This window comes from Sinorhizobium sp. 6-70 (assembly GCF_030124375.1).
Lineage (GTDB): Bacteria > Pseudomonadota > Alphaproteobacteria > Rhizobiales > Rhizobiaceae > Sinorhizobium.
Window position 1 is genome coordinate 45,040 of record NZ_JASKLS010000001.1, and the last position, 26,963, is coordinate 72,002.

At 59.5% G+C, this 26,963-nt stretch carries 29 protein-coding genes and 1 tRNA gene; 10 read left to right on the forward strand and 20 right to left on the reverse strand.

Features of this window, described 5'->3' with window-relative positions; all coding sequences use genetic code 11:
• Positions 1-59: 59 nt before the first annotated feature.
• Together QN222_RS00225 and QN222_RS00230 are read right to left on the reverse strand one after the other, a co-directional pair.
• Positions 60-725 carry a DsbA family protein gene (locus tag QN222_RS00225; RefSeq protein WP_283960856.1) on the reverse strand — a complete coding sequence of 222 codons (666 nt, stop codon included), beginning with the start codon at positions 723-725 and terminating at the stop codon, positions 60-62.
• Between the two features lie 181 nt (positions 726-906).
• Positions 907-2,694 carry an extracellular solute-binding protein gene (locus QN222_RS00230; protein ID WP_283960865.1) on the reverse strand — a complete coding sequence of 596 codons (1,788 nt, stop codon included), beginning with the start codon at positions 2,692-2,694 and terminating at the stop codon, positions 907-909.
• A gap of 432 nt (positions 2,695-3,126) precedes the next feature.
• On the opposite strand from QN222_RS00230, the gene QN222_RS00235 reads away from it, so the two are divergent.
• Positions 3,127-3,750, forward strand: coding sequence for an invasion associated locus B family protein (locus QN222_RS00235; RefSeq protein WP_180941214.1), 624 nt, complete (start codon positions 3,127-3,129; stop codon positions 3,748-3,750).
• Positions 3,751-3,929: 179 nt separating this feature from the next.
• Here the strand turns inward: QN222_RS00235 and hspQ are convergent, their stop codons facing one another.
• From hspQ to QN222_RS00250, 3 genes are all read right to left on the reverse strand, one after another.
• Positions 3,930-4,259: a heat shock protein HspQ gene (hspQ, locus tag QN222_RS00240; protein WP_180941215.1), complete on the reverse strand. Its 330-nt coding sequence runs from the start codon at positions 4,257-4,259 to the stop codon at positions 3,930-3,932.
• Positions 4,260-4,430: 171 nt separating this feature from the next.
• Positions 4,431-5,840: a type I glutamate--ammonia ligase gene (gene glnA, locus QN222_RS00245; protein WP_283960855.1), complete on the reverse strand. Its 1,410-nt coding sequence runs from the start codon at positions 5,838-5,840 to the stop codon at positions 4,431-4,433.
• A gap of 86 nt (positions 5,841-5,926) precedes the next feature.
• On the reverse strand, positions 5,927-6,265 hold the full coding sequence (locus QN222_RS00250; protein WP_003528058.1) for a P-II family nitrogen regulator: 339 nt from the start codon (positions 6,263-6,265) through the stop codon (positions 5,927-5,929).
• A gap of 438 nt (positions 6,266-6,703) precedes the next feature.
• Here QN222_RS00250 and QN222_RS00255 point away from each other — a divergent pair, with 438 nt between their 5' ends.
• Positions 6,704-8,179 (forward strand): NAD(P)H-hydrate dehydratase, encoded by a 1,476-nt coding sequence (locus QN222_RS00255; protein ID WP_283960854.1) that lies wholly within the window; start codon positions 6,704-6,706, stop codon positions 8,177-8,179.
• 15 nt (positions 8,180-8,194) lie between these two features.
• On the opposite strand, the gene gpt is transcribed toward QN222_RS00255, so the two are convergent.
• Both gpt and QN222_RS00265 read right to left on the reverse strand, forming a co-directional pair.
• Positions 8,195-8,692, reverse strand: a complete 498-nt coding sequence (gene gpt, locus QN222_RS00260) for a xanthine phosphoribosyltransferase (RefSeq protein ID WP_283960853.1) — start codon at positions 8,690-8,692, stop codon at positions 8,195-8,197.
• 198 nt (positions 8,693-8,890) lie between these two features.
• Complete coding sequence (locus QN222_RS00265) at positions 8,891-9,637, reverse strand: competence/damage-inducible protein A (RefSeq protein ID WP_283960852.1); 747 nt, start codon at positions 9,635-9,637, stop codon at positions 8,891-8,893.
• A 158-nt stretch (positions 9,638-9,795) separates the two neighbouring features.
• Between QN222_RS00265 and wrbA the strand changes: the two genes are divergently transcribed.
• From wrbA to QN222_RS00280, 3 genes are all read left to right on the forward strand, one after another.
• Positions 9,796-10,395: an NAD(P)H:quinone oxidoreductase gene (wrbA, locus tag QN222_RS00270; RefSeq protein WP_283960851.1), complete on the forward strand. Its 600-nt coding sequence runs from the start codon at positions 9,796-9,798 to the stop codon at positions 10,393-10,395.
• Between the two features lie 233 nt (positions 10,396-10,628).
• Positions 10,629-10,871, forward strand: a complete 243-nt coding sequence (locus QN222_RS00275) for a DUF2188 domain-containing protein (protein WP_283960850.1) — start codon at positions 10,629-10,631, stop codon at positions 10,869-10,871.
• 89 nt (positions 10,872-10,960) lie between these two features.
• Entirely contained in the window at positions 10,961-11,179 is a 219-nt protein-coding gene (locus QN222_RS00280; protein ID WP_180941222.1) for a hypothetical protein, read from the forward strand.
• A gap of 127 nt (positions 11,180-11,306) precedes the next feature.
• Here QN222_RS00280 and QN222_RS00285 read toward each other — a convergent pair whose 3' ends face one another.
• The 3 genes from QN222_RS00285 to QN222_RS30290 form a co-directional block, all read right to left on the reverse strand.
• A complete protein-coding gene (locus QN222_RS00285; RefSeq protein ID WP_283960849.1) occupies positions 11,307-11,675 on the reverse strand; it encodes a VOC family protein in 369 nt (122 codons plus the stop codon).
• 185 nt (positions 11,676-11,860) lie between these two features.
• Positions 11,861-12,037 carry a hypothetical protein gene (locus QN222_RS00290; protein ID WP_283960866.1) on the reverse strand — a complete coding sequence of 59 codons (177 nt, stop codon included), beginning with the start codon at positions 12,035-12,037 and terminating at the stop codon, positions 11,861-11,863.
• Positions 12,034-12,273, reverse strand: coding sequence for a hypothetical protein (locus tag QN222_RS30290; protein WP_336620998.1), 240 nt, complete (start codon positions 12,271-12,273; stop codon positions 12,034-12,036). The genes QN222_RS00290 and QN222_RS30290 overlap by 4 nt, the downstream gene beginning before the upstream one ends.
• Before the next feature lie 251 nt (positions 12,274-12,524).
• Here QN222_RS30290 and QN222_RS00295 point away from each other — a divergent pair.
• Positions 12,525-12,609: transfer RNA gene (locus tag QN222_RS00295), tRNA-Leu, on the forward strand.
• Positions 12,610-12,637: 28 nt separating this feature from the next.
• On the opposite strand, the gene QN222_RS00300 is transcribed toward QN222_RS00295, so the two are convergent.
• The 3 genes from QN222_RS00300 to QN222_RS00310 all read right to left on the reverse strand — a co-directional run bounded on the left by QN222_RS00300 (position 12,638) and on the right by QN222_RS00310 (position 15,481).
• The gene (locus QN222_RS00300; protein WP_283960848.1) at positions 12,638-13,342 is read right to left on the reverse strand and encodes an HAD family hydrolase; all 705 of its coding nucleotides are present in this window, start codon (positions 13,340-13,342) and stop codon (positions 12,638-12,640) included.
• A gap of 3 nt (positions 13,343-13,345) precedes the next feature.
• Positions 13,346-13,936: a hypothetical protein gene (locus QN222_RS00305; RefSeq protein ID WP_283960847.1), complete on the reverse strand. Its 591-nt coding sequence runs from the start codon at positions 13,934-13,936 to the stop codon at positions 13,346-13,348.
• 90 nt (positions 13,937-14,026) lie between these two features.
• A complete protein-coding gene (locus QN222_RS00310; protein ID WP_283960846.1) occupies positions 14,027-15,481 on the reverse strand; it encodes a TrkH family potassium uptake protein in 1,455 nt (484 codons plus the stop codon).
• Positions 15,482-15,639: 158 nt separating this feature from the next.
• Between QN222_RS00310 and ilvA the strand changes: the two genes are divergently transcribed.
• The gene (gene ilvA, locus QN222_RS00315) at positions 15,640-16,887 is read left to right on the forward strand and encodes a threonine ammonia-lyase (RefSeq protein WP_283960845.1); all 1,248 of its coding nucleotides are present in this window, start codon (positions 15,640-15,642) and stop codon (positions 16,885-16,887) included.
• 236 nt (positions 16,888-17,123) lie between these two features.
• Positions 17,124-17,447: an HlyU family transcriptional regulator gene (locus QN222_RS00320; RefSeq protein WP_180941239.1), complete on the forward strand. Its 324-nt coding sequence runs from the start codon at positions 17,124-17,126 to the stop codon at positions 17,445-17,447.
• A gap of 265 nt (positions 17,448-17,712) precedes the next feature.
• On the opposite strand, the gene QN222_RS00325 is transcribed toward QN222_RS00320, so the two are convergent.
• Positions 17,713-19,686: a bifunctional 2',3'-cyclic-nucleotide 2'-phosphodiesterase/3'-nucleotidase gene (locus QN222_RS00325; RefSeq protein ID WP_284005240.1), complete on the reverse strand. Its 1,974-nt coding sequence runs from the start codon at positions 19,684-19,686 to the stop codon at positions 17,713-17,715.
• A gap of 213 nt (positions 19,687-19,899) precedes the next feature.
• On the opposite strand from QN222_RS00325, the gene QN222_RS00330 reads away from it, so the two are divergent.
• On the forward strand, positions 19,900-21,147 hold the full coding sequence (locus QN222_RS00330) for a GGDEF domain-containing protein (protein WP_283960843.1): 1,248 nt from the start codon (positions 19,900-19,902) through the stop codon (positions 21,145-21,147).
• Positions 21,148-21,173: 26 nt separating this feature from the next.
• Here QN222_RS00330 and QN222_RS00335 read toward each other — a convergent pair whose 3' ends face one another.
• The gene (locus QN222_RS00335) at positions 21,174-21,635 is read right to left on the reverse strand and encodes an Lrp/AsnC family transcriptional regulator (protein ID WP_283960842.1); all 462 of its coding nucleotides are present in this window, start codon (positions 21,633-21,635) and stop codon (positions 21,174-21,176) included.
• A 155-nt stretch (positions 21,636-21,790) separates the two neighbouring features.
• Here QN222_RS00335 and ald point away from each other — a divergent pair, with 155 nt between their 5' ends.
• Positions 21,791-22,909, forward strand: coding sequence for an alanine dehydrogenase (gene ald, locus QN222_RS00340; protein ID WP_283960841.1), 1,119 nt, complete (start codon positions 21,791-21,793; stop codon positions 22,907-22,909).
• 63 nt (positions 22,910-22,972) lie between these two features.
• Here the strand turns inward: ald and QN222_RS00345 are convergent, their stop codons facing one another.
• From QN222_RS00345 to QN222_RS00365, 5 genes are all read right to left on the reverse strand, one after another.
• On the reverse strand, positions 22,973-23,440 hold the full coding sequence (locus QN222_RS00345) for a DUF1203 domain-containing protein (protein WP_283960840.1): 468 nt from the start codon (positions 23,438-23,440) through the stop codon (positions 22,973-22,975).
• A 156-nt stretch (positions 23,441-23,596) separates the two neighbouring features.
• Positions 23,597-24,160: a GNAT family N-acetyltransferase gene (locus QN222_RS00350; RefSeq protein ID WP_283960839.1), complete on the reverse strand. Its 564-nt coding sequence runs from the start codon at positions 24,158-24,160 to the stop codon at positions 23,597-23,599.
• A gap of 5 nt (positions 24,161-24,165) precedes the next feature.
• A complete protein-coding gene (sseA, locus tag QN222_RS00355) occupies positions 24,166-25,029 on the reverse strand; it encodes a 3-mercaptopyruvate sulfurtransferase (RefSeq protein WP_283960838.1) in 864 nt (287 codons plus the stop codon).
• Positions 25,030-25,047: 18 nt separating this feature from the next.
• Positions 25,048-25,797 carry an alanyl-tRNA editing protein gene (locus tag QN222_RS00360; RefSeq protein WP_283960837.1) on the reverse strand — a complete coding sequence of 250 codons (750 nt, stop codon included), beginning with the start codon at positions 25,795-25,797 and terminating at the stop codon, positions 25,048-25,050.
• Between the two features lie 8 nt (positions 25,798-25,805).
• Positions 25,806-26,846, reverse strand: a complete 1,041-nt coding sequence (locus QN222_RS00365) for a cysteine synthase A (protein WP_283960836.1) — start codon at positions 26,844-26,846, stop codon at positions 25,806-25,808.
• Positions 26,847-26,963 lie beyond the last annotated feature (117 nt).

A 26,963-nucleotide genomic window follows, 5' to 3' on the forward strand; every position in this document is an offset into this window, starting at 1 on the left:
TCTCTGAAACTACGCAATTCCGGACGGAAAAACCGTTACACACTTTTCCTGGAATTGCTCTAGTGCGTGGGCCCGCCGGCTTTCATCTGCGCGATCTCCCGCAATGCATTCGTCAGCACATCGACCGATTGGGCGCCCATCACCGCATATTGCTGGTCGATGATGAAGCAGGGGACGCCACTGACGCCCATCTCGCGGGCAACGTCGATTTCCTGCTTCACTGAATCCTTGTCCGCGTCGGAGGTGAGAAGGGCGGCGATGACCGGGCCGTCGAGGCCTGCCTCTTCGGCAATCTCCAGAAGCACCGTGTGGTCGCCGACATTTCGACCTTCTTCGAAATTGGCCTTGAACAGCAAGCGGACGACCTCCGCCTGGGTTTCCTCGCCGTCGGTTGCTGCCCAGCGGATCAGTCGATGGGCGTCGAGCGTGTTGGGGCTGATCTTCACGGCCTCGAAGTTGAAATCGATGCCATCTTCTCGGCCAAGCCCTTCGAGCGTCTTGTGGGCCCTGTCGACGGCGTCCTGTCCGCCGAGTTTTGCGGCAAGGTGACGCTTGTGATCAACACCTTCTGCCGGCAGGTCCGGGTTGAGCTGGTAGGGGCGCCATTGGATCGTCACATGCACGTCGCCGGCGACATTGGCAACGGCCTGATCGAGGCGCCTCTTCCCGAGGTAACACCACGGACACACAACATCCGAGACGATATCGATTTTGACGGTTTCCATCGCACCAGCCTTTCTTGGTTCTAAACCTGCGAGATAGGCCGGTACGCCGACAGTTTCAATGCGTTACCAAAAGGGAACCTGCTGCATGTGTCCTTAAATCAAAGCCGAGGACAAAAACATGCAGCAATTCAACGCGCTACAGCGACCTTTATGCGTTTGAAAAGACGCAAACGCGCTGCAGTTACTGCGCGCGCTCGTCCCACCAGGTCGGTAGCTGGTAGCCGTAGAGCGGAACCGTCGCCGGGCGACCGATGTGCTTCCATCGGGCGACCCATTGGGCGTCGAGATGGTAGAGCGGAACCACATAGGCGTTGGACACCAGCAGCCGGTCATGGGAGCGGACCGCGGCGGTGAAGTCTTCGGTGGTCCGCGCCTGCAGCATATTGTTGATCAGCTTGTCGACGTCCTTGTCGGCAACGCCGGCGAAATTGGAACTGCCTTGCCGGTCGCGCGAAACGGACCCCCAGTACGATATCTGCTCGGCCCCCGGAGACAGCGAAGAGGGATAGGATTTTATGATAACGTCGTAGTCGAAGGACTGGCTGCGCTGCTGGTACTGGGAATCGTCGACCGTGCGCACGGTTGCGACGATTCCAAGTGGTGCGAGGAACCGCGCGTAGGCGAGGGCGATCTTTTCCTGCCCGGCGTTCTGGCTCATGATTTCGAAGGCAAGCGGCGTGCCCTTGGCGTCAACCATCTTGCCGTCCTTGATGGCGTAGCCGGCTTCGCGAAGCAGCGTCACTGCCTCCCGCAGCACGTTGCGATCACGACCGGACCCATCGGTGACAGGCAGGCGATAGGTCCCGTCCAAAATGGTCGGATTGATCCTCTCTCTGACGTCGCCCATGAGTCCAAGCTCACGGTCGTCTGCGGCGGCACCGAGGAAGGAAAGCGACGAGTTCTGCCAGTAGCTCTGGGTTCGCGTGTAGGCACTGTCGAAAAGGTTCTTGTTCACCCATTCGAAGTCGAAAACGAGCGCGAGGCCTTGGCGCAGCTTGATGTTGTCGAACATCGGCCTGCGCGTGTTGAAGACGAAACCGAGCATGCCAGAGGGCGTCCTCGGCGTGAAACTGTCCTTGATCACGTCACCCGAGCGCACCGCCGGAAAGTCATAGCCGCGTGCCCATTTGGTGGCGCTGCCTTCCGGATAGACATCAACCTCGCCCTTCTTGAAGGCCTCGAAAAGCGAGTTCTCCTGGAGGAAATACTCGACGGAGATCTCGTCGTAATTGTCGAAACCGATCTTGGAGGGCAGGTCCTTGCCCCAGTAGTCGGGATTCCGGCGGTAGACGATGCGTTCGCCTGCCTTCACCTCGGCAACACGATAGGGGCCGGAGCCGAGCGGCGGCTCGAGCGTCGTCCTGTCGAAGGTATCGACATTGATCGCGTGTTTCGGCAACACGGGTGAGAGCGCGAGCAGCAGCGGGAATTCGCGATCGACATCCTCGTTGAAGGTAAAACGGACACTGCGGTCGCCGACCTTCTCCATCTTCGAGACCTTGGAGAGGCGGTTGCTGAAGGGCGCGCGCCCCTTGTCGCGCATCAGCTCGAAAGTGAATATGACGTCTTCGGCGGTCACGGGCTGGCCGTCGGCCCAGCGCGCCTTGGGGTTCAGGTTGAATTGGATGAAGGTGCGATCGTCGTCCCATTCGACGGTTTCTGCGAGCAGTCCATACATTGTGAACGGCTCGTCCTGGGAGCGCTGCATCAGCGATTCATAGACGAGGTTGCCGAAGGCCGGATCCCACATCCCCCGCGCCGTTGTCCGCATGCTCTTCAGGATGAAGGGGTTGAGGCTGTCGAACGTGCCGACGACGCCATAGGCAATCTTTCCGCCCTTCTTCACGTTGGGGTTCACGTAAGGGAAGTTCTTGAAATCGGCGGGCAGAGCGGGCTCGCCGTGCATGGAAATGGCATGCACCGGCGCGGCCAGGGCTTCATTGCCGAATGTGCTGGCGGCCACAAGCATGGCAAGGCCGGAAAGAACTGCGCGCAACTTCACCTCCCGAGGGATTTCTACAGGCCGATTCCCGTCACGTTATCAATGCGGGCCCACATTTCCAACCTTCGCTAGGAAAAGTGTGACGCAACCTACCACCCAGTTCCTGCTCTCACTCTGAAGCGGTTTTCGGTCCGGGTCGCGTTTGTTATCGCCAAGAACCGACCAAGCGGCTCTTGATGGGTTCGATCCCGAAAGAACGTAAAACCCGGGTATTTCCCGCTTCGGCGACTGCAAAAAATGCAACGAAACACTGGATAAACGCCCCGAGCCAATGTAACAGGTGTTTCCGGAAACGGGGCCATTCAAATGCCTCATTTGGCCAACAGGACAACGGCGGCTGACGATATTCACCATCGGAACAGTTTGTTCCGGAACCGGATTTCAGGAGACGGAATCACAATGATCTTCAAGTCGAACTTCACCAATCGCGCGGCGATGGCAGCGCTGGCGCTCTCTGTTGCAGCCGCCGGCGCGCCAGGCGCTGCTTTCGCGCAGGCAGGCAAGCCGCCGCAGGGTTGGTTCAAGGTTTGCACCAAGCAGGAAGACAACGACGTCTGCATCGTCCAGAACCTGCTCACCGCCAACAATGGTCAGCTCATCACGGCCGTCGGCCTCATCACCGTCTCCGGCAAGATCAACCGCAAGGTGCTGCAGGTTTCCGTACCTTCTGCTCGGATGATTCCGCCGGGCGTTCAGATGCAGATCGACGGTGCCAAGGGCGTCAAGCTCGACTATGCGATCTGCATGCCCGACAAGTGCGTTGCTGAAGCGCCGCTTTCCGATGCGCTGATTGCCAACCTGAAGAAGGGCAACGAAGTCGTCTTTACTTCGGTCAACTTCCAGCGCGCCCCGAACCCGATCAAGATGACCCTGGAAGGTTTCACCGGCGTCTTTGACGGTGAGCCGATCGAGCAGTCGCAGTTGGAAGAACGCCAGCGCCTGTTGCAGGAAGAAATGCAGAAGAAAGCGGAAGACGCCCGCAAGAAGCTGGAAGAGGCCCAGAAGGCCGCTAAGCAGCAATAATCGCGGTCATTCCTGGATAAAAAAAACGCCCGGTATTTGCCGGGCGTTTTTTTGTCGGAGACCATTGCCCGATTCCTTGGGTGGGGGAAGCTTGCGCCGACATCACGGACTGCGCCCGCGCCTCTGTTGGTCGCGCGACAAGACGCTCCAAAGACAATCGGCGGAACGCCCCAATATCCTTAGTGCTGATAGGTCGCCTTCGGCTTGTAGTGGCCGACGGTTTCCTTCTTGAACAAGGCGCTCACCTGCGGGTGGCGGATCGGTCTATCACTTTCATCGGAAACGAGGTTCTGTTCGGAAACATATGCGACATATTCGGTGTCGTCATTCTCGGCGAAGAGATGATAGAAGGGCTGGTCCTTGCTCGGCCGAATTTCCGGCGGGATGGCATTCCACCATTCCTCGGTGTTGGCATATTCCGGATCGACATCGAAGATGACGCCGCGGAACGGGAAGACCCGGTGGCGAACCACCTGTCCGATCTCAAATTTCGCGTTTCTTTGTTTCATGACGCAACACATCCTTTCAGACAATAATCTGGGTTGCCGCGTGCCGAACATCAATAGGTCTGCGGTGAACCATTCTTGAGGGCATTGCTCATAAAAAAGGCGAGCTTCGAACGAGGCCCGCCTTTTTCCATTGTCGTAAGCGGACCGGACGTGCCGACCGGTCCGTTTTCTTTAGGCCGAATAGTACATGTCGTATTCGACCGGATGCGGCGTCATTTCGAAGCGCATGACTTCCTGCATCTTCAATTCGATGAACGAGTCGATCTGGTCGTCGTCGAAGACGCCGCCGGCCGTCAGGAACTTGCGATCCTTGTCGAGGCTTTCAAGCGCTTCGCGCAGGCTACCGCAAACGGTCGGGATTTTCTTCAGTTCCTTCGGAGGCAGGTCGTAGAGGTCCTTGTCCATCGCCTTGCCCGGATGAAGCTTGTTCTTGATGCCGTCGAGGCCGGCCATCAGCATGGCCGCGAATGCCAGATAGGGGTTCGCGCTCGGGTCGGGGAAGCGGACTTCGACGCGCTTTGCCTTCGGGTTGGTGCCGAACGGAATGCGGCAGGAAGCCGAGCGGTTGCGGGCCGAATAGGCGAGCAGAACCGGTGCTTCATAGCCCGGGACGAGACGCTTGTAGGAGTTCGTCGAGGGGTTGGTGAAGGCGTTCAGGGCCTTGGCGTGCTTGATGATGCCGCCGATGAAATAGAGGCAGGTTTCCGAAAGTCCGGCATATTCGTCGCCGGCGAAGGTCGGCTTGCCGTCCTTCCAGATCGAGAGGTGGACGTGCATGCCGGAACCGTTGTCGCCGAAGACCGGCTTCGGCATGAAGGTCGCGGTCTTGCCGTAGGCATTGGCAACCTGGTGCACGACGTATTTGTAGATCTGCATCTTGTCGGCGTTGCGAACAAGCGCATCGAACTTGACGCCAAGCTCGTGCTGGGCAGCGGCCACTTCGTGATGATGCTTTTCTACCGTGACGCCCATTTCGGTAAGCACGGTGAGCATTTCCGAGCGCATGTCCTGGCAGCTGTCGATCGGCGGTACCGGGAAGTAACCGCCCTTGATGCGCGGACGGTGGCCGAGGTTGCCGGTCTCGTAATCGGTATCGTCGTTGGACGGCAGTTCGGAGGAATCGAGCTTGAAGCCGGTGTTGTACGGATCGGCCTTGTACTTCACGTCGTCGAACACGAAGAATTCCGCCTCCGGACCGACGAAGACCGTGTCGCCGATACCGGAGGCCTTGAGATAGGCTTCCGCCTTCTTGGCCGTGCCGCGCGGGTCGCGATTGTAAGCCTCGCCCGAAACAGGATCGAGAATGTCGCAGAGGATGACCATCGTCGACTGAGCGAAGAACGGGTCCATATGAGCCGTTTCCGGATCAGGCATCAGCACCATGTCGGACTCGTTGATAGCCTTCCAGCCGGAAATCGAGGAGCCGTCGAACATGACGCCATCGGCAAACATGTCTTCATCGACGCAGACGATATCCATCGTCACGTGCTGCAGCTTGCCCTTCGGGTCTGTGAAGCGCAGGTCGACGAACTTGACGTCGTTGTCCTTGATTTGCTTCAGAACTTCACTCGCAGTCGTCATTTTTTGTAAGTCCCTGTTTTGAGATGACGAGGTTTGAAAAATCGGGGCCGGACGGCCCCTCGGGATTTGATGGCGTGATTAGGTGATTAGATGGCGTCGAGGCCTGTTTCGCCGGTGCGGATTCGGATGACTTCCTCCACATTGGACACGAAAATCTTTCCATCGCCGATGCGGCCGGTCTGCGCGGCATTGCGAATGGCCTCGATGACGGCCTCTGCGTTTTCGTCTGCCAGCACGACTTCGACTTTTACCTTCGGCAGGAAGTCCACGACATACTCGGCGCCTCGGTAAAGCTCCGTATGTCCCTTCTGTCGCCCGAAGCCCTTTGCTTCCGTGACGGTGATCCCCTGCAAGCCGACTTCCTGAAGGGCTTCCTTCACTTCGTCCAGCTTGAAGGGTTTTATGATCGCTTCGATCTTTTTCATGAGAAAATGTCTCTCCGCTTCTCCCTTTAAAGCAGGTTCATGCCCGCTCGGCGTCCAATATGCACGTAACGTGCCAGTTTTGTCGCAGAATGAAACCCCGGATGGTGAATTTTCACAGCTTGATCCGGCCTACTGCATGTCTCCTTAAATCGACCTCGATTTAAGGACAAAGACATGCAGCAATTCAAGGTGCTACAGCGTCCTTTGCGCGTCCGATAAGACGCGCGGCGCTGGAGGCGGGATTGTGCTTCGCCTCCTCGGCGATTCTGCCTATTTTTTATGAAATATGATCATTCGATGTTGGCGACATTGCTGCGGCGGGCTCCAATAGCACGTTATTTGAGCACCAATAATGTGCAAATGCATAAAAAACGCTCAATTTTCTTGACAGCGCACGCCTTCTTGCCTTGAGGGCTTCGGCACGGTTAGATCTGGTTCATGCTTGACGCGCTCCGAGACGTTCTGGTGACCCCGACCGAAATGACGGCGATCGACACTGCGGCTGCCGCGTCGGGGGTCGATAGCTATGGGCTGATGCGTTCAGCCGGAATGGCAGTGTCGGCAGCTGCCTTGCGGCTGTTTCCGGAGGCGCTTCGTTTCGTTGTACTTTGCGGGCCCGGCAACAATGGCGGCGACGGCTATGTCGCAGCTTCGGCACTTGCGGACGGAGGTGCTGACGTGGCCGTGTTCGCGCTCGGAAATCCGGAGACGCTGAAAGGCGATGCGGCGCGAGCGCTAGGCGCCTGTCCACTGGCAGTGCTACCGCTTGCCGCTTACGAACCTAACCTTGGCGACGTTGTCATAGATGCCTTGTTCGGGGCAGGGCTTACCCGCGACCTGCCGGAACAGGCGCAGGGAACCATTGCGCGGGTAAGCGAGCGCCGCATACCGGTAGTCGCCGTTGATCTGCCCTCGGGTGTCGACGGGCGCACGGGGGAGATCCGCGGCGCGAGCTTCACGGCTGCACACACCGTCACATTCATGGCACGCAAACCCGGTCATCTGCTAATGCCCGGGCGCATGCGTTGCGGCACCCTGGAGGTGTTCGACATCGGCATCCCGGCTCGGCTGGTTGGCGAGAGAACCGGTGACTTGCGGCTCAACACACCAGCGGCATGGGGATCGCACGCCAGTGCTCTTGATCCGGCCACGCACAAGTACCGACGGGGCCATCTGGGTGTGCTTTCGGGCGGGTCACTCTCGACCGGTGCCGCGCGCCTGTCAGCGGCCGCCGGCCTTGCGGCAGGCGCCGGTCTGGTGACGCTGGCGTCACCAGCAGAAGCGCTCGCGGTCAATGCGTCCCACCTTACGGCGGTTATGCTCAGGGAAATCCAGGGCACGCAAGACCTTGCGGCTTGGCTCAAGGACAAGCGGGTGAACGCGTTCGTGCTGGGGCCGGGCTTCGGAATCAGCAAGCAGGCGAGGGACTTCGCCCTGATGCTGTGCGATCGGGCGCTGGTCCTCGACGCCGATGGAATGACGTCTTTCGAGAAGGACCGAACGGAACTCTTCGAACGAGCGGCCGGCGGCGAGGGGCGGTTGGTGATGACCCCGCATGAAGGCGAGTTCGCGCGACTGTTCCCCGAGATCGCCGCGGACGCCGCGCTATCCAAGATCGAAAAGGCGCAAGCTGCCGCGAGACTGAGCCACGCGGTCGTCGTTTACAAGGGACCCGACACGGTCGTCGCCGCTCCATCGGGCCGCGCCGTCGTCAATGCCAATGCTCCGCCATCGCTTGCGACGGCGGGATCGGGCGATGTTCTTGCCGGTATTGTCGGCGCTCACTTGGCGCAGGGCATGCCGGCCTTCGAGGCCGCCGCCGCGGCGGTCTGGCGTCACGGGGAAGCCGGGACGCGCGCAGGTCGCGGCATGACGGCGGAGACGCTCATCGAGTGCATCCCGCCGCTTCCATGACGGCACCGTGGAGCCTCAGCCGCGCGTGCCCTTGGCGATCGGCTCCTGGTAGGTGAAGCCCATGTCCCAGGGGAAATAGATCCAGGTATCCTGGCTGACTTCGGTCACGAAAGTGTCGACGAGCGGGCGTCCTTTCGGCTTCGCATAGACGGCGGCGAAATGGGCTTTCGGTAGCATTGCGCGCACTTCGGCGGCGGTCTTGCCGGTATCCGTCAGGTCGTCGACGATAAGCACGCCTTCGCCGCCATCCTTGGCGATTTCCGGGGAAATGCCCTTGAGGACCTTCATTTGGCCCTGCGAGTCATAGTCGTGATAGGAGGCAATGCACACCGTCTCGATCATGCGGATATTGAGTTCACGGCAGATGATTGCAGCCGGAACGAGCCCACCGCGGGTGATGCAGACCATTGCACGCCATTCCTGTCCGTTGTCGGCCAGCCGCCACGCGAGCGCGCGGGCATCGCGGTGGAACTGATCCCAGGATACTGGAAAGGCTTTATCGGGAAGAGACATGTGCGGGCTCCGGCTTCAAGTCGAATACAAGCTGCGAAGCGCCGCGGCGGACCAGGAGGTCGCGCAGCGCGCTTCGTTACGATTTGGATATGCAATACTGAAAATGAAGCCCGGAACGCAAGGGGCGGCAAGGCTTGTCCATCCATCGCTTGGCTCTCTGCGCTCGTTCGCTTGTCAAGCGCCGCACATGGATGATGGTCAGCGGGAACCGGCAATTGTTTCGATCATTGCTATGACATCGACTTCCGCCGCAGCGAGCACGGCAGCGTCGCGAGCGCGGATGACGATATCTGTCGAGAAGTTCTTGCCGTCGAACTTGGGATAGGAGCCGATGCTCGTCTCCGGATGCTTCTTTTGAACCTCTGTCAACGGCCCGCCAATTTCACCTTCGCCATAGGGCGAACGCACGGTGCGTGAAAGCACCGGTGTCCCCGTCTGGAGGCTGGGCAGCAAACTGTCGAGCATCGCCTGAAAGACCTGCGGCACGCCGGCCATGACATAGACGTTGGCGATTCTGAAGCCGGGCGCAGTCGATACGGGATTGGAAATGTGAGTGGCGCCGACCGGCATGCGCGCCATCCGCCTGCGTGCATCGGTAAACTCCATGCCGCGGCGTTCATACATGGCGCCAAGCAATGCCATCGCCTCGGGATCGTGCACGCACTCGACTCCGAATGCCCTGGAGATCGCATCGGCGGTGATATCATCGTGCGTCGGCCCGATGCCGCCTGATGTGAAGACATGGTCATAACGGCCTCGCAAGGCGTTGACCGCGCCTACAATTGCCTTCTCGTTGTCCGCCACGATGCGAACCTCACGCAGATCGATGCCGATCATGGTCAGCATCTCCGCCAGATGACCGATATTCTTGTCCTTCGTTCGGCCGGACAGAAGCTCATCGCCAATGGCAAGCATGGCTGCGGTGACGATCCTGGCAGTGGTCATTGGTGCTCCTGAATTGTTGGCGATCGCCCGGTCGATCTGACTGCTGTTGAAGAAAGCTTGACGGTCTGTCGACCGCCTCCGCTCTGGCGACGATATGCCATTTGATAAATCTTGGGCCAGGCGACGATCAAGTGGAATTGCCTGACTGGAGTATCATGATGGCTCAGATACTGGTTCTCTATTATTCGGCCTATGGGCATATCGAAAAGATGGCTTACGCCGTGGCGGAAGGCGCCAAATCGACCGGCGCCGACGTTATCGTGAAGCGTGTCCCCGAACTGGTACCGGAGGATGTGGCCAAAGCCTCCCATTACAAAATAGATCAGGTGGCGCCGATTGCGACCGTCGATGAACTGGAAGACTATGACGCGATCATCTTCGGTTCAGGTACGCGTTATGGGACCGTGGCGTCGCAACTGCGCAACTTCATCGACCAGACCGGCACTCTTTGGGCTCAGGGCAAGCTCGTCGGCAAGGTGGGCTCAGCCTTCACTTCATCGGCAACCCAGCACGGCGGCCAGGAATCGACGATACTCGGCCTGATCCCCACACTAATGCATCTCGGCATGGTGGTCGTTGGTCTTCCCTATGCATTCGAGGGACAGATGGGACTGGACGAAATCAAGGGCGGATCTCCCTATGGCGCCTCTACCATTACCGGCGGCGACGGCTCGCGCCAGCCCTCGCAGGTAGAGCTCGAAGCCGCCCGTTACCAGGGCGCGCATGTCGCGAAGATTGCCGCAAAACTCGCGTCCTGATGCCTCCGTTGTGGGCACCCCTTGGCGCGGTCGCACGAAGACTGCGCCTTGACCTTCCGTGAAGACTTCGAAAGGTGGCGAGGATCATCGCAAAAGTGGCCTGGCAACGTCATTCTGTGCTAACATCACCGCCGTTCGGCATGCAAATGCCATTCATAAGGAGGAGCAGCAGGACCGTGCGGCGACGGTCTGCCGGGGCAGGACGTGTCCCGGGAAATCCAGGGGAGTGAAGAATGGCGCGGATCACGTACTCGATCGTTCCACACGACGGAGGCTGGGCCTACAAGGCAGCCGACGCGTATTCAGAGCCCTTTCCCAGTCGCGAGATGGCAATAGCGGCCGCAAAAGCCGCAGCGGCCGAACAGCAAGTCGGCGGCGACGACGAGGAAATCAGCTTCCAGGATGAGAAGGGAAATTGGCATTTCGAACACGCCGATGGGGGAGATCGACCTGAAGCAACCGTCGAGGATGGCTGAAGATGCTTCAAGGGGCTGTTGGGTCCGAGCGTATCTGCCCCTGACGACGCCACCCCCGTACGCGGTGACAACGCCACGGAGGATTTCCAATGCATTATAGCGTTCAAATCTTCACCTGGACCGCCCGCTTGGGCGTTCATCAGGTCGGATCGGTTATCGAAGTCGACGCACCCAATCCGAAGGCCGCGGCGGTGTCGTTGCTTGGGTTGCGGTTGGACGACAACGGAAAGTCGTCGAAACTGGCGGTCAGAGTCTGGCGCGGAGAAGACGCCTACAAGGCCGACTGCGATTGTTTTTACTATCACTGAAACCGGGCCGGAATCGCATCGCGAGATGTTGTGATGTCTCGCCTCGCGCCGCCTGATATTCCCGCCACTCGTGCCGAGCGAATGACGGGTGCTTTTCTGCACAGCTGCTGCGCGCTGCCGTCGGCCTTCAATCGTCCGGTGTACAGACCCTGAGCCGATGGCCGTCGGGATCGAGAGCGACGAATGTACGGCCGAAGACTGCCGTCATCAGTTCCTGCTCTATCGCCACGCCCTCCCGGCGCCAGCCGTCGTATAGCCGTTCAACCGCGGCGTCGTTCTCCACCATGAAAGCGAGTTCGGTGCGGTTGCCTTCCCCGGACGTGTGGAAGTTCTCAGCACTCATCGACCACAGCCCCAAACTGAGGCCGCCGTCAAACTCGAACGCGACATAAGTGGGAAACGATGCCGACGGTTGCTGGCCAAGCAGGCGCGAATAAAATGCAGAGCTTTCCGCAGGATCCTGCACGTACAAGAGGATGAGGTTGGGCTTGAGCACGGTTGTCTCCTTTTTCCGATAGCAGGATCATAGGAGCCAATGCTGTCAATTTCTGTCAGCATTCCGGGCTGCACCACAGCGATTTGGGCGGATCGACTCGCGTACGAGACGGCTCATCGCGTTTGTAAGAAAAAGCTCGCAAGAGTTTGAATCTTCGAGAAGGCTCTACAGCCGCTCGTGGCCGTTCATGATTTCTTGCCGAGGAGAAGGGCCTTCCAGACCGAGCGCCGACGGAGCGCTTTCTGCGCGTGCAATTCGGCCTGGCGCGCAGCGATGGCGCTGGCAAAGGCTTCCTTCATCGCATCGATGCGACGACGCCTTTCGTCCACTTCATCACGGTTGAGCCGGACATCCGTCATCACGCGAAACGCCTTGCCTCGCGCGACCTGCTCACGAACAAGCGGCCGGCCATGAGAAGATGGCGCTCATTGATGGTTCCGGCCTGATAGGCCTCGATCAGCATTCTGCCGTACCTTTGCGCAGGCGCGCTGTCGCGCGGCCATCGATGTTCGTCGCAGAGGCGATCGAATACACGCTGAACTGTTTCCAGGTCTTCCGGAAACAAAGGCACATCAGATGACGCTTGCAGTGGACGCACGCCAGTACCCTCTGTCATCAATGCAAGGACAAAATTTCGAGGCAGCCTAGCTTGCCAGCAACGGGCAACGATTGAACCCCTGGCGAATCAGGGGTTCATATAATTTTTCGCTCGAGGGCGCCACGGAGCGGTCTCGATGACCGAAGGGAAGGCTGCGGAATGCAAGGGAGAACGAACGCTGCGGAACGCACGGAAATGAGCCGCAAACATTCCCTTGACTGAATCTCCTAAGTGTTTGATCTAGGCCGCAGGCGGACGTGGCGAAACTGGTAGACGCAAGGGACTTAAAATCCCTCGCTTTCGAGCGTACGGGTTCGATCCCCGTCGTCCGCACCAAGGCATTCACCCGTGCCTGCCCCATCCGTCATCCGCCAATTTTGCGCAATAGCGTTTCAAGCTGACCGAGGTCGGCGATTTCATGAAAACGCGGATGGGCTTCCGGTTTCTCGTGATGTTCGAAGGACCAGGTGAGGGCGTGCGGGACGTAGACGCCCCAGCTGCCTGCCGCGAGCGCAGGGACGATGTCCGACTTCAATGAATTGCCGACCATGAGGCTCCTCGACGGTCCGTCGCCGTGTTGTGAGAATATCCGCTCATAGGTGGACATGGTCTTGTCGCTGACGATCTCGATGGCGGCGAAGAAGTCGCCGAGACCGGAAGCGGCGAGCTTTCGTTCCTGATCGAAGAGATCTCCCTTGGTGATCATGACCAGGCGAAAGCGGCCGGCGAGGGCCTCGAGTGTCTCCTGGACGTTCGGCAACGGTTCGACCGGATGGCCAAGCATCTCCCGTCCGGCGGCGAGAATTTCGGCGATCACGGACGGCGGCAGGTTGCCGCCGCTTACCTCGAGCGCCGTCTCGATCATCGACAGGGTGAAGCCCTTGATGCCGAAGCCATAGAGGCCGAGATTGCGCTTTTCGGCCGCGAGCAATCTCGCGGGCAATTCATTCGGGTCGGTGTGGTCTTTCAGCAAATCGACGAAGCGCTGTTCGGTGAGGCGATAGAACTGTTCGTTCTGCCACAGCGTATCGTCGGCATCGAAACCGATTGTCGTAATTCTCTTCGGCATGACCTATTGCGCGGCGATCTTGAAGGGCTGGTCGACGGTTGCGCTCTTGCCGCTGTTGATATCATTGAAATGGAAGCGCAGGACGTAGTCGCCGGCCGGCGCGCCTGTCACGTCGATGGTCAGGGTCGAGTAGATTTCCTGGTTGCGCAGGAAACCGGTGAAGGTGAAATCGCCGAATGCCTTCTGGCTGGCGAGGATTTCGCCCTTCGGGTTGAGGATATCGAAATCCACCGTGAAACGTGTCTGTATCTTGCCCTTGGCGCTCGCCTCCTTCCAGGTGAGCCCAACCGGCTCGACGTAGGAGACGATTGCTTCTCCGGCCTTGAAGGTGGGATCGGCTTTGGGCTCGTACATGGCATAACCCGCCGGTTCGGCCGTGACGAAGACCGCCTTGCCGATCGCGAAGGGAAGCGCTTGGGAAAAGTCGCTCACTGCTTGCCGCAGCGTCTCCCGCGCGCCTGCCACATCGCCAGAGGTCGCCTGCTGCTCCGCTTTCGTGGCGGCATCAGAAAGCGGACCGCCCAGAACTGCCGCGTCGGTCGTCGCCACGATTGCGGTAGTCATTGTTGCAAGCAAGAGCAGGCGTTTCGGCATCGTGTTCCTCCCCGGTGCCCATTGCCTCAAGACTTTCGGTATTTGCCACGCCAAGTCAAGGTATTGCCAAGTCAAGGCTAATCAAGGCACTCAGTGCTTCCAGAAGACCGGGGTCAGGATGACGAGAACGGTCAGCACCTCAAGGCGTCCGAGCAGCATCATCAGCGACAAAAGATAGAGTTCGGGATCCTCGAGTGTCGAGAAGTTGCCGGCCGGACCGATAATGCTGCCGAGGCCGGGGCCGACATTGGAAAGGCAGGTGATGACGGCCGAGACTGCCGTGACCAGATCATAGCCGAGCGCCCCCATCATCAGGCTGCCGAAAACCCAGAGCAGGATATAGGTTATGAAGAACAGGAAGATCGCGCGCTGGGTATCCGCATCGACGGTATTGTTGCCGTAGCGCACCGCATAGATCGCATCGGGATAGACGAGCTTGTTCAAACCGGAGCGGATCGCATTGAAGAGCACGACGAAACGATAGGCCTTGATGCCGCCGGCCGTTGAGCCGGAACAGCCTCCCATGAAGGTGGCGATAAACGCGGTCATGACGACGAACGGCCCCCACAGGCTGTAGTCTTCGCTTGCATAACCGCTGGTCGAAAGGATCGACGTGACATTGAAGAAGGAGTGTGCCAGCGCCAGATGAAATTCGACGCCGTTTGCAAGCCGATGATAGACGGCGACGGCCACCGAAAACGCGATGAGATAGCCGAGGAAGACGCTGATTTGCGGGTCGCGGAGCGCGTCAAGGCGCCCGCGGACGACAAGTACGATCAGAATGGAGAAGGGCAGGCTGCAGAGCGTCATGAAGAAGGTGCTGGTCCACAGCAGTGGAATGCTGCCGAAATAGGCAAATGACGCATCGTGAGTTGAAAAGCCACCGGTGGCGACCGTCGACATTGCGTGATTGATTGCGTCGAAGCGGTTCATGCCGGTCACGCTGTAGCCGATCGCGCAGAGCAGCGTGATCGTCACATAGATTGCGAGGAAGGCGCGGCTGAAGCTTGCGATGCGGGCGAACGGCTTGTCGCCAGTGTCGGAGGATTCCATCTTGAAGAAGGACATGCCGCCGACCCGCAGGTAGGGGATGATGAAGAGGCCGAGAACGACGATGCCGATGCCGCCGAGCCAGCAAAGGAGCGAGCGCCATAGCAGAAGGCCGGGCGGTGCGTTGTCGAGCCCGACGATGACGGTCGAACCGGTCGTCGTAACCGCGGAGATGGACTCGAACAGCGCTTGAGCGAAATCAAGGTCGAGCGAGGAAAGCCAGAGCGGAATTGCACCGACGACGGAAAAGACGAACCAGAGCAGGTTGACCAGAAGGAAGCCGAATTTTTTCGAAAACGGCGGAGGTCCCGCGCGTGTCGCCATGAAGGTCGCCGCCGACAGGCCGCCGGTCAGGAAGGCCGTTACGGCGAAGATCTGCCAGTCCGCATGTCCGTAGTAGAGGTCGACAAGCGCCGGGACCAACATCGCGCCGGAAAGGTAGAGGCCGAGGATCGCCGCGATGTGGACAGCGTGCCGGAACAGGGTTGCATTCAAGCTTCGATTTCCCGGAAACAAGTTGTCGAACAGGCCGGCGGTTGCCCGGAGCGGTGGCCATACTGTCTTGCCCGATCGATTCGTGTCAAATCGATGGCCCCGCGCGAGGCAATGTGCGATAGCGTGAGCCTCAGTGACGCAACGGATGAGCCTACGTGATGAAGCAGGATGTTGAAAATGCAGCGCTCGCGCTCCGTGAAATCTTTCCGGCGACGCCACTGCAGCTCAACGATCACCTCAGTGCCCGCTACGGTGCGACAGTCTATCTGAAGCGCGAGGATCTCTCGCCCGTGCGCTCCTACAAAATCCGCGGCGCCTTCAACTTCTTCCGCAAGGCGCTTGCCGCCGGGGCTGCGGGAAAGACCTTCGTCTGTGCTTCGGCCGGAAACCACGCGCAGGGCTTTGCTTTTGTCTGCCGTCACTTCGGCGTTCCGGGCGTCGTCTTCATGCCGGTGACGACGCCGCAGCAGAAGATAGACAAGACTCGCATGTTTGGCGGCGAGTTCATTTCCATCCGGCTCGTCGGCGACATTTTCGACCAGTGCTATCAGGCGGCTCGCGACCATGTCGAAGCGATTGCCGGCGTCATGGTCCCGCCTTTCGACCATGCGGACATCATCGAGGGGCAGGCAACTGTAGCCGCCGAAATAGCCGAGCAGCTGCCGGAAGCCGTCGTTCCCGATCTCGTCGCCCTGCCGGTCGGCGGTGGCGGGTTATCCGCCGGCGTCACCGGCTATCTCGCCGACACGCTTTCGACCGATCGTTTCGTATTTTGCGAGCCGGCGGGAGCGCCAAGCCTGAAGCGGAGCCTAGAGGCCGGCAGCGTGATCACGCTCGACCAGGTGGACAATTTCGTCGACGGGGCGGCTGTCGCGCGCGTTGGCGACTTGAACTTTGCTGCGCTGGCTGCCTTTGCGCCGGAGCAGGTGATGTTGCTGCCGGAGAATGCGATTTGCCTGACGATCATAGACATGCTGAACGTCGAGGGCGTGGTTCTGGAGCCGGCGGGTGCGCTTTCCATAGCTGCGCTAGAGATCCTCGGGCGCGAACGACTGGAAGGCAAGACGGTGGTTGCCGTCGTATCCGGAGGCAATTTCGACTTCGAACGCCTTCCCGATGTCAAGGAGCGGGCGATGCGGCATGCAGGGCTCAAGAAATATTTCATCCTGCGCATGGCCCAGCGCCCCGGCGCGTTACGCGATTTCCTTAATCTGCTTGGCGACGAGGACGATATTGCCCGGTTCGAGTATTTGAAGAAGTCGGCGCGCAATTTCGGCTCGGTCCTCATCGGCATAGAGACTAGGCACGCAGAAAACTTCCCGGCTCTGAAGGCGCGTTTCGACGCGGCTGGCCTGCGCTACCAGGACATTACCGAGAACGAGATTCTCGCCAATCTCGTCATTTGATCTCTGCGTCTACCGCGCCGCGCGTCTAGAGCGCCGTGCGTTCAAGTGAACGCACAAGGGACGCTCTAGTACTTTGATTCTAGAGCATCTTATCCGCTTTCAGTGATTCCACTTGAAAGCGGGATGCTCTAGTCAGACGCGCAGGGGACGCGGTAGCACTCTGAATTGCTGCGGTGGACGGCATTGCCGCGCACTTAGCCTTTGACAGCGCCAGCGGCCACGGCTAACCATGAGACATGGCATCGTTTTTCTCGAAATTGTTCGGCTTCTCCGGTGGTGGTTCCAAAGAAGAAACGGCGCAGGCCGCCGGCAAGACGGAATCCTATGGGGATTGCTTGATCCGCGCCACTCCGATGCGCGAGGGACCGCAATATCGCCTGGCAGGCAGCATCGAAAAGACGATGCCCGATGCCGGCGTAAAGGTGCGCACCTTCATTCGCGCCGACCTTTTCGCGTCCGAACAGGATGCGATCGATGCGGCTCTCAGAAAGGGCCGGCAGATCGTCGATGAGCAACGCGCCGCGCTCTTTCAGGACGACTCGCCATCCAGGCCGGTGTAACGCCAGCGTCGCCAGGCGCCAGTCGATGAATATCCTCGCATAATGCCGGTTTAGAGAGTTTTTCTCAACGTTTGCGTTAGATCATTTCATGTTTTATTGAAACACTGAAATGATCTAACTCGTTGAAACTACGCAATTCCGGACAAAAAACCGTTACACACCTTTTCTGGAATTGCCCTAGCTTCCGACTGCGCGTCGCGTCCGGCGGCAAGATTCTGAACGCGAATACGGCGGGCGGCTTCTCAATATAGCGCGTGTCGACGTCTCAGAGCTTAATACAGAATCGGGCGAATCCCTCCGCGCTTTCGCCGGCGTCTTCGATCGCCACGGCTTTTACCTGCGACAGGAACTGTCTCGCCTTGGGGCTACTGTCGAAAACCACGCTCGTGTCCTTGAGCGGTACAAATCTCCAGTTCGCATCGGCCGACGGGTTGATCGTTCCCTGTTCGACGATGTAGCGGACGATGACATCGCGATTGGTGTCTGGCGCGACGAAGATCACCTTGTCGGAAGCGATATCGGGGAAGTTGCCGCCACCACCGGCGCGATAGTTGTTGGTTGCCACTACGAACCTTTGCGTGGGATCGATCGGCTTGCCGTCGAATTGCAGGTTCTGGATGCGTTTTGCCGCGGCACTCACCAGATTGCCGTCCTTGTCGAACTTCGCCGGTTGCGAGAGGTCGATCTCATAGGTGACGCCGTCGATCACGTCGAAATTGTAGGACGGAAAGCCGGCGTTGATCAGCTCCGCGTCAACAGTTCCTGGAGCAACCTGATTGAAGATTCCGGCCGACATTTCGAGCCAATTGCGCACCTGGTCCCCATTGATGACGACGGCCTGTACCGTGTTCGGATAGAGGTAGAGATCGGCAACGTTCTTGATGGCAATGTCGCCTGCCGGCACATCGGTATAATAGTCGGCGCCGCCGCGACCGCCGGCCTTGAAGGGAGCCGCCGCGGACAAAACCGGCAAGTCCTTGTGCTCCGTGTCCTTGAGCATGTCGCGGATGTACCAGATCTGCGCCTGGCTGACGATCTGGACCGACGGGTCGTCGGCGACAAGGGCGAAGTAGGAATAAAGCGGTGCCGAGGTCTTGCCGACCGGCGTGCGGATATAGGCAAGTGTCGCCTCGTGGTCCTTCGCTGAAGCTGCCAACACCTCCGGCTTGTCGCCGACTTCCGCGATGACCTTTTTCTCTTCCCGCCGGTAGATGGGGCGAGCTTCGCTCGTCGAACTGATCACCCGCCACGCGTTACCGTCACGCTCGAGAAGCAGGTCGATCAGGCCGAGATGCGAGCCCCAGAAGCCGCCCATCACGCCCGGCTTGCCGGAAATCAGCCCTTTCGTGTTGTCGACACCGGCGAAGCCCTCGAATTTGGGTCCGGGAAAGTCGAGGTGGCTGTGGCCGGTCACAATGGCGTCGATGCCGTCGATGGCAGCCAACGGTACTGATGCATTTTCGAGGTTTTCGGCATAGCTCTGCTGTCCGATTCCGGAGTGGGAAAGTGCGACGACGATATCGGCGCCTTCCTCGCGCATCTGCGGCACAAAGGCTTGCGCCGCCATCACGATGTCGCGTGCATTGGCCTTGCCCTCGAGGTTCTTCGCATCCCAGGTCATGATCTGCGGTGGGACGAAACCGATCAGCCCGATGCGAATTGCATGTTCCTGGCCGTCGCCGTCTTTCACCTTGCGGTCAAGGATGACATAGGGCTTGAGAAAGAGCGCGTCCTGACGCGCGTTCGCCGCGAGCGCGCCCTTGGTCAGGTTGGCGCAGACGATCGGAAAATTGGCCCCGTTCAGCACGTTGAACATGAAGTCAAGGCCGTAGTTGAACTCATGGTTGCCGAGCGTGCCGCAATCATAGCCGAGCACGTTCATCGCGGCGATGATGGGGTGTAGATCGCCTTCCTTCATGCCGCGCTTGTAGGCGATGTAATCTCCCATCGGGTTTCCTTGAAGGAAGTCGCCGTTGTCGACGAGAACGGAGTTCGTCGCTTCGGCGCGGATCGCATCGATGATGGAGGCGGTGCGGGCAAGGCCCACCGTGTCGTTCGGCTTGTCGCCGTAATAGTCGTAGGGAAAGACGTGCACGTGCAGGTCCGTCGTTTCCATGATGCGCAAGTGAGCTTGGTTTGCTGCGGCGCGCGCGGAAAAAGGATGAAGCATCGCGAGGGCGGAGGAGGCGGCGAGCCCGCCAAGCAGCGAACGGCGCGAAATGGGCTCAAGGTTGGTGATCGACGGCATAGCGGTCTCCATGTTGAACTCTGCGCAGACGCGGTGGCAGGCCTGCAGTAACGCCTTGGATTACAGGAGACTATGGCGAAAGGCACTGTAAGGCAAAGCGGCGGAATCTTGCCTATTCCGACGCCGTCGCCGTACGGAGTGAGTAAAGTTTTCTTCAAAGTTTAATTCTAAGAGACTGGCGAACGAAAACGGAATCTCGGGTGCATGCCAAACGCCAATCTCATTCTCTTCCTCGGCGAGGCACTGGTCTACGTGGTGGCAATGATCTGGTTGCTGCATCTGCGTGGGCGTCTTGGACTCGGGGTGTTCGTGGCCGCGCTCGGCGTGATGCATTTCATCGAAACCTATCTCGCCGCCGTCTTCTATGTTCAACTGCCGTTCGGAGTGATCTCCCCAGGCTCCGCCGTGTTCTTTTCCGGCAAGCTCATGATGATCCTGCTCCTTTATGTGAAGGAGGATGCGGCGACGGTTCGGCAGCCCATTTACGGATTGCTTGCAGGCAACTTTCTGACAGTGGCCCTGAGCCTGCTCCTCAGGTTGCATGACACCGTGTCCATCGTTCCCAATCGCGTCGCTGACATCGCCTTCATCGATGAGATGGGATGGCTGATGGTCTGGGGCACGACGCTTCTCTATTTCGATTCTCTCATCATCATTCTGCTCTACGAGAGGCTCGGCCGCTGGCTCCGCCAGTTTGTCACGGCTCGATTCCTGATCTGCGGCGTTGTGGTCCTCACCCTCGATCAACTGGGATTCTATGCGGCGCTGCATTGGGTGAACGATGCGCCGGCGGATGTGTTCTGGGGCGGTTGGATGGCGAAGATGTTGGCAGCGCCGTTCTTTGCGGTTGCCGTCGGCCTTTACCTCAATGCATCGCGCCACCCGTTTCTATCGATCTCCAATCGGCCGCTCGGCGATGTCTTCAATGACCTGACGTTCCGCGAACGCTACGAAGATTTGCTGTCGCGCTCCGGCAAAGACACCCTGACCGGCGCGCTCGATCGAAGCCGCTTCGAAGTTGAGGGTCAGCAGATGCTGCGCGATGCTGCCGCAAAAAATGCGCCGGTCAGCCTGATGATCATCGATGTCGATCACTTCAAGAGCGTCAACGACCGCTTTGGGCATATCGAGGGAGATAATCTGCTGCAAAAGCTGGCCGCAACGGTAAAGGCTACTCTCAGGCCGACGGATCGCCTGTTCCGGTACGGTGGCGAAGAGTTTGTCGTCCTGTGCCCCGCGCTTGCCTATGCGGATGCGCTTTCGCGCGCTGAGGACATACGGCTTGCAATCTCCGGCCGGGTCGCTACGCCGAATGGCTCTCCGGTAACGGCAAGCATTGGTCTTTCGTCGGCGTTCGGTGACGGGAACGGCGTTCGCGAACTGCTGTCGCAGGCAGACTTGCGTCTTTATGCCGCCAAGAGCGGTGGTCGAAATCGCGTGGTCGGCAGATAGTCGGGCACCGGCGACGCCGAAGACGTTCAAATGCCGACATTCGGCCGATCGATGACCTCGCGAAGAGAGAAGCTGGAATTGATCTTCACCACATGCGGCAGGGCCGACAGCCAGTCCCGGTGGATCCGCTCATAGTCCTCGAGGTCCTTGGCCGCGACGCGCAGGATGTAGTCGTACTCGCCAGACATCAGATAACAGACCAGCACATTGGGACAGAGTTTTACGGCAGCCTCGAATTCCGTAAGCGTCTTGGCGAACTGGCCCGACAGCGAGATGTGCACGATGACCATGATCTTGTAGTCGAGCGCCTTGTGGGCAATGCGGGCGTGGTAGCCGCTGATCGTGCCCGATTTTTCGAGGATGTCGACGCGTCGGGAGCAGGCCGAGGGGGAAAGGCCGACTTTCGCGGCGAGGTCCGCATTGGATATCCTGCCGCTCTGCTGAAGGATGCGCAGAATCGCATGATCAATGGTGTCGAGCTCGCTCATGCGGGATTTCCTTCATCATTTCGCTTAAGCACGCAACAATATTCGAAAGCAATGCGCTGTCCGACATCTCTTTGCAAGGACATTCGCTAGACCATCTGTTTTGCTGGGGCGTCATCAATGCGGCGCAAAGCCCACAAAAGGAGAGGAACGCTCAGATGCGTGTCGGTTGCCCGAAGGAAATCAAAAACCATGAATACCGTGTTGGTCTGACCCCCGGTTCGGTACGGGAATATGTCGCCCATGGTCACGAGGTGATCGTCGAAACCAAGGCCGGGGCGGGTATCGGAGCAGACGACGACGCTTATCGCGCCGCAGGGGCGCGGATCGTTTCGACGGCCAAGGAAGTGTTCGAAAAGTCGGACATGGTCGTAAAGGTCAAAGAACCGCAGCCTTCCGAATGGACCCAACTGCGGGAAGGCCAAATTCTCTATACATATTTGCATCTTGCGCCGGATCCCGAGCAGACCAGGGGACTTCTCACCTCGGGCGTTACGGCGGTCGCCTATGAAACGGTAACGGATGAACGCGGTGGGTTGCCGCTGCTGGCACCGATGTCGGAGGTCGCCGGGCGGCTTGCCATCCAGGCTGGTGCGACGTCGCTTCAGAAGGCGAACGGCGGCCGTGGTATCCTCCTTGGCGGTGTGCCGGGAGTGCTGCCTGCCAAGGTCGCCATCATCGGCGGTGGCGTTGTCGGGCTGCATGCCGCCAAGATGGCTGCCGGTCTCGGGGCAGACGTTTCGATCCTCGACCGCTCGATCCCGCGCCTGCGCCAGCTCGACGATATCTTCAACGGTCGGGTTCACACCCGCTTCTCGACGATCGATGCGCTTGAGGATGAAGTCTTTTCCGCCGATCTGGTGATCGGCGCCGTGCTCATCCCAGGGGCTGCCGCCCCCAAGCTCGTTACACGCGAAATGCTTTCCGGCATGAAAAAGGGCGCGGTTATCGTCGATGTTGCCATCGACCAGGGCGGTTGCTTCGAGACTTCGCACGCGACGACGCATTCCGATCCGACTTACGAGGTGGACGGCGTCGTACATTACTGCGTCGCGAACATGCCGGGCGCGGTGCCGGTGACCTCGGCGCACGCTTTGAACAACGCCACGCTTTACTACGGCCTGCAACTTGCCGATCGCGGTCTTAAGGCGATCGCCGAGGACCGCCACCTGCGTGCCGGTCTGAATGTCCACAAGGGTCGGGTGACGAACGGGCCTGTGGCAGAGGCGCTTGGATATGATGCCTACGCGCCCGAGGCCGTTCTCAACGTCGCCTGACGCGATCCCTTTTGCAGGCCCGGCGTTCAGCGCCGGGCCTTTGCGCGCCTCGACGCTTTAGTCTCAGCCGATCTCGATACGGCACTGATAGCAATTGTATTTGGCGGAACGTACGTGCACGTAGGCGACGTCCGCCCGAGCGAGCAGTTCTTCGGCGCGCTCCGTCAGGCTTTCCACGCCAATGACGCCACCGGTTCCGTAGACGATGCGATCGTCACTCCCATATCCCCGCAACAGATACTCCTTGCTGGATGCGAGGATGGGCGGCAGCGACTGCCCGTCGTATGCCGGGCAGTCGTCGGCGTGCAGGAAGATTGGTCCGGTCTCCGCGTAAGCTTGCACTGACGTAAAGGGCCGATAAGCCAGGACAAGATAGGGCTTGCCGCGGTCGACGTTGTGCAGACAATGCCGGCAGGGAACGCCGGCGCCATCCGAAATACGCTGCTCAGGGTGGTTCCCATAAGCATCAAGACCGCTACCACGCAGTCGTTCTGCGTCATCGTCGGGCATCGGGATGTAGCGCAAGGCCATGGCGGTTCTCCTCGTCAAAAGCAATCTTGAGGAGATGAATGCGCCGTTTCGGGCCGAACCGACACCCGAAACTTGCTATCACATGTTTTGGATCGGAGCCCGATTGATGGGAAGCCGTGCGTGAATTCAAACTGCTGCAGCGCTGTGCTTTAGCCGTCAGAGCGTTTTCGCCAAGGCCAGCAACTCGTCGTCATTCAACGGTTCGACAATTGCCTCCCGCGTCGCGACCGGCGAAAAACCGAACTGCTGATAAAGCTGAAGGGCGCGCGGGTGGTCGAGATTATTCGTCATCACCTTGACCTTGCTCGGATTCATCGCCCAAGCCGCCAGCAGCGTCTGCAGCAGGAACCATTTGCCCAGGCCAAGGCCGAGCGCGTGTTCCATCAGGCCGAAATGGGTGAGTTCGATAACGGCGTCCTCGCGTTCGTGCAGTTCGAAGAAGCCAGCCGGTGCACCGTCGACGTAAAGCACGGTGACCGTCGTCGTCTTATTGTGGAGTACATCCGCCAGTTCCTCGTCGCTCATCCGCAGGCGTTCCGTCCAATGCCAGCGCTTGCCGACGCGAAGGTAAAGGAAGCGGTAGTAGGCGAGCGGGATGTCCGGTACACGCAATACGGCCGTATGGATATTGACGGGTATCGGCAGGCTCTGTTTGGGCGGTGACGTCATTTCGAGTTCGGTCACGTGCGCCGTGATCGCTGCAGGTTTCGATCCTCGCATGGCGTTCACTCTCTGCCGGTCACTACCGGCGTATCGGGCCGTCCGCCCCATTCCGACCAGGAGCCATCGTAGAGCGTATTGTCCGTGTGCCCCAGTGATTGAAGGGCAAGAGTTATGATCGCCGCGGTGATGCCGGACCCGCAAGTGGTGACGACCGGCTGCGTCAGGTCGACGCCGCCATCGCTGAAGGTTTGGCGCAGGGCGTCTAGGCTCTTGAGCTTGCCTCCTTCGGAAAAAACGCCGGATGGCAGGCTCCTGGCTCCAGGCATATGTCCCGAGCGCATGCCGGCCCGCGGCTCTGGCTCGTCGCCGGTGAAGCGGCCTGCGCCGCGCGCATCGGCAACTTGCGCGAGCCGGTTCGCTACAACTTCCTTCATATGCTCGAAGGAGGTGACGGCCGCCGCATCGAACCTAGCGTTGAAAACGCGCGGCGTCGGGTTCGGGACTTCCTTTGTCGTCGGACGTCCCTCAGCCTTCCAGCCATCCATCCCGCCATCGAGAACGAAGACGTTCTTTGCGCCCATGATCCGGAACATCCACCACACACGCGGCGCGGTGAAGATTCCCGGCCCGTCGTATACGACGATCGTATCGTTCTCACCAATGCCCATCGCGCCGACGGCCTGGGCGAAGGCTTGCGGCGAGGGGAGGGTATGAGGCAATCCGCTCGATTGATCGGCGATCTTATCCTGGTCGAAGAATATGGCACCTGGGATGTGCGCGGCCGTGTATTCCGATTTCGGATCCCGGTTCTGCGCCGGCAGGTACCACGCAGCATCCAGGATCTTCACCGACGGATCGGCAAGACGCTGCTGGAGCCAGTCCGCAGAGGCGACAAAAGCACTCTTGTTCTCGTTCTTGTTATCCATTGTCGTCACTCCACAGACTCAGACAGCCGCACGTTCTTCCGGCGTTCCGAAGCGTATCCGAAAACGCCGATTCTCCTTACCCTTCTTTTCGATCTTGGCGATGTGAATCGCGCCCACTTCCTGGGTCTCGGAAACGTGCGTGCCACCGCAGGGCTGGCTGTCGACGGCGGAGTCATTTCCGATGCAGACGAGGCTCACCCTGCCAAGCCCCATCGGCGGACGGACATTCTTCGACTTGACGATGCCGGGGTTGGCGGCGAGTTCCTCGTCCGTAATCCATTGCACGTAGACGGGGTGGTTTTCTTCGACGAGCTTCATGAGCGCGGCCGTCACCTGGTCTTTGTCGATCGTTTCGCTCATGTCGAAGTCGACGCGGCTTTCGTCCTCCCCGACGGCGGCGCCGGTGATCGGGAAAGGGCAAACGACGGAAAGCAGGTGGCAGGCGGTATGCATGCGCATCAAGCGATACCGGCGCGGCCAGTCGATGTGAAGCACGAGTTTTTCGCCGATCACTGGCGAAGTCTGATCGTCAGCCGGGACGTGGATGATGACGTCTTTGGTGGCGCCGTGGCGGGTGCCTGAAATCGCGATCCGGCTTCCGTCGCCACGCTCGAGAAAGCCGGTATCGCCCGGCTGCCCGCCGGAGGTGGCGTAGAAGCACGTCTGATCAAGCTCGATCCCGCCGTCCTCGAGAATTCCGGTCACGCTCGCTTCACAGGTCGAGAGGTAGAAATCTTCACGGAAGAGGGCGGTAACGGTCTTGGTCATCGCAAATTTTATCCGACGGGTTCGTATGGCACGGTGACGTTCGAAGTGGACTTCAGCCAGTTCGGTACTGGCAGGCCCTTGGAGGTCAGAAAGTCCGGGTTGAAGAGCTTCGACTGATAGCGGTTACCATAGTCGCAGAGAATCGTCACGATCGTGTGGCCGGGGCCGAGATCCTTGGCGAGCCGCACCGCGCCGGCAATGTTGATGCCGGTCGAGCCTCCGACGCAGATTCCTTCCTTTTCGATCAGGTCGAAGACGTAGGGCACGGCTTCCGAATCGGGGACCTGGTAGGCGAAGTCCGGCGTGAAACCTTCAAGGTTGGCGGTGATGCGGCCCTGACCGATCCCCTCGGTGATCGAGCTTCCGCTCGCCTTGAGCTCGCCATGTGCATAGTAGTTGTAAAGTGCGGCCCCTTCCGGATCGGCAATACCGATCTTGACGGCTGGATTCTTGGCCCGCAACCCTTGCGCCACGCCGGCGAGCGTGCCTCCAGAGCCCACCGCGCAGATGAAACCGTCGACCTTGCCGTCTGTGTCACGCCAGATTTCCGGTGCTGTCGTTTCGACGTGCGCGTCGCGGTTCGCGACATTGTCGAATTGGTTTGCCCAGATCGCGCCGTTCGGTTCTGTCTTGGCAAGTTCGGCCGCCAGTCGGCCCGAAATCTTCACGTAGTTGTTAGGATTTTTGTACGGCACCGCCGGGACTTCGACTAGCTCGGCACCCAGCAGGCGCAGCGCGTCCTTTTTCTCCTGGCTCTGCGTTTCCGGAATGACGATGACCGTGCGGTATCCGAGCGCGCTGGCGACAACCGCGAGACCGATGCCAGTGTTGCCGGCAGTGCCTTCCACGATGACGCCGCCGGGCTTCAATTGCCCGGATTTTTCCGCTTGGCGGATGATCCAGAGGGCCGCGCGGTCCTTCACCGATTGCCCTGGATTGAGAAATTCCGCTTTGCCCAGGATGGTGCAGCCGGTGGCTTCGGAAACGGCCTGGAGCCGGATCAACGGCGTGTTGCCGATCGCTTCGAGCACGGACGGAAGAACGGTCATTTTGAAAACCTCACGCTGGACGGAACGGACACCGGGCTTCGACCCAGCATAATCCCTGATGAACGGCGATCCGATAAACATTTGGTTTACAGGCAAGATCGCCGAAATATTGGCGTG